3 protein-coding genes are annotated in these 1,500 nt (G+C 61.0%); all 3 read right to left on the minus strand.

What is annotated here, in order from left to right; translation table 11 throughout:
- Positions 1–497, minus strand: a 497-nt coding sequence (locus tag EN932_RS35895) for a PLP-dependent transferase (protein ID WP_128369514.1), incomplete at its 3' end; no start/stop codon positions are given.
- A gap of 226 nt (positions 498–723) precedes the next feature.
- The gene (locus EN932_RS35900; protein WP_127385281.1) at positions 724–1,245 is read right to left on the minus strand and encodes a CoA-binding protein; all 522 of its coding nucleotides are present in this window, start codon (positions 1,243–1,245) and stop codon (positions 724–726) included.
- A partial coding sequence (locus tag EN932_RS35905) for a GNAT family N-acetyltransferase (protein ID WP_164890845.1) occupies positions 1,232–1,500 on the minus strand: 269 nt, incomplete at its 5' end. The genes EN932_RS35905 and EN932_RS35900, both read right to left, overlap by 14 nt.

Below are 1,500 nucleotides of genomic sequence, written 5' to 3' on the forward strand. Positions count from 1 at the left end.
ATGTCGACGAAGGTGCCGCCCGGATTGGCGAGGCTTTCGATGAAGATCGCCTTGGTCCTGTCGTCGATCTGGCTTTCGAAGGTCGAGATATCGTTGGTGTCGGCCCATCGCACCTCCCAGCCATAATTCTTGAAGGCATGGCCGAATTGGTTGATCGAACCGCCGTAAAGCTTGTTGGCCGCGACGAAATTGTCGCCCGGCTGCATCAGATTGTGGAACACGATCACCTGCGCCGCATGGCCGGAGGCGACCGCGAGTGCCGCCGTGCCGCCTTCAAGGGCCGCCATGCGCTCTTCCAGCACCGCCTGGGTCGGGTTCATGATGCGGGTGTAGATGTTGCCGAAGGCCTTCAGCCCGAACAGCGACGCGGCATGGTCTGCATCGTCGAAGACGAAGGAGGTCGTCTGGTAGATCGGCGTGGCGCGCGCGCCGGTCGCCGGATCGGGCTTGGCACCGGCGTGGACGGCGAGCGTGTTGAAACCTGGCGTGCGGGTCACTGAAAACCTCCCTTTTGAAACTCTTGAAATCGCCGGGCATTCTTGGCGAAGCATGAGCGCGAATGCAAAGAAGAAAATACCCTTCGGCTAGCGATCTGCGGCCGAGGCCCGAGAAAATGCGCTGGCCTAAGGAATAATTTTGCGCCTAAGGCGCATCGCGCGTCAGGCCTTGCTTTTGGTGCACGTCGTTATCCCAAAACCGCTGCGCACTTTTGAGCGACGTGCACTACTTCTGCCGCACGCCAAAACTCTGGAATCCCGACCGCATCAGCGGCTTCTTCGACGACAGCACGCCGGAATTGACGCCGGTCCAACCGATCTCGCCGGACAGCTTGCCATATTCGATCTTGGGGCAGCGGTTCATCACCACCTTGATGCCGGCGGCCTCGGCGCGCGCGGCTGCTTCGTCATGGCGCACGCCAAGCTGCATCCAGATCACTTTCGGCAAGGGATCGAGCCGCAACGCCTCGTCGACGATGCCGGGCACCGCCGCCGGCGCGCGAAAAATGTCGACCATGTCGATCGGCTCCGGAATATCGGCGAGCCTCGCATAGGTCATCCGGCCGAGGATCTCCTTGCCGGCCTGGCCAGGATTGATCGGAAACACCGAAAATCCCTTGGCCAGCAGATATTTCAGCACGAAATAGCTTGGCCGCACATCATTGGCGGACGCGCCGACCATGGCAACGGTCTTCACCGAATTGAGGATGCCGGCAATGTAAGTGTTGTCGTAGCTATCGTGGTTCATGCGGCTTCCTACGGTAGTGGTATCGGTAAAGTTCACGGCTGAACCCAAGCGAGGCATAGAGTGCGCGGGCCGGTGTGTTGTCGGCCACCACCTGCAAGCATGCGGCGTGAGCCCCTGCCCGCCGCGCCCAGCCGATGAGGCCGCCGACGGTTTTGCGGCCCAGGCCTTGCTGCCTGAAACGGCCATCGGTTTCAACCGATTCCACCACAAGCAGGCCATTGCGGATGACACCATAGGCCAGGGCGGCAATTTGGC

It is taken from the genome of Mesorhizobium sp. M7A.F.Ca.US.002.01.1.1 (genome assembly GCF_004022955.1).
GTDB classification, from domain to species: Bacteria; Pseudomonadota; Alphaproteobacteria; order Rhizobiales; family Rhizobiaceae; genus Mesorhizobium; species Mesorhizobium ciceri.

Bases quoted from the DNA above. Each gene is read 5' to 3' on its own strand.
- EN932_RS35900 (WP_127385281.1), bottom strand. From the start codon at position 1,245: ATGAACCACGATAGCTACGACAACACTTACATTGCCGGCATCCTCAAT.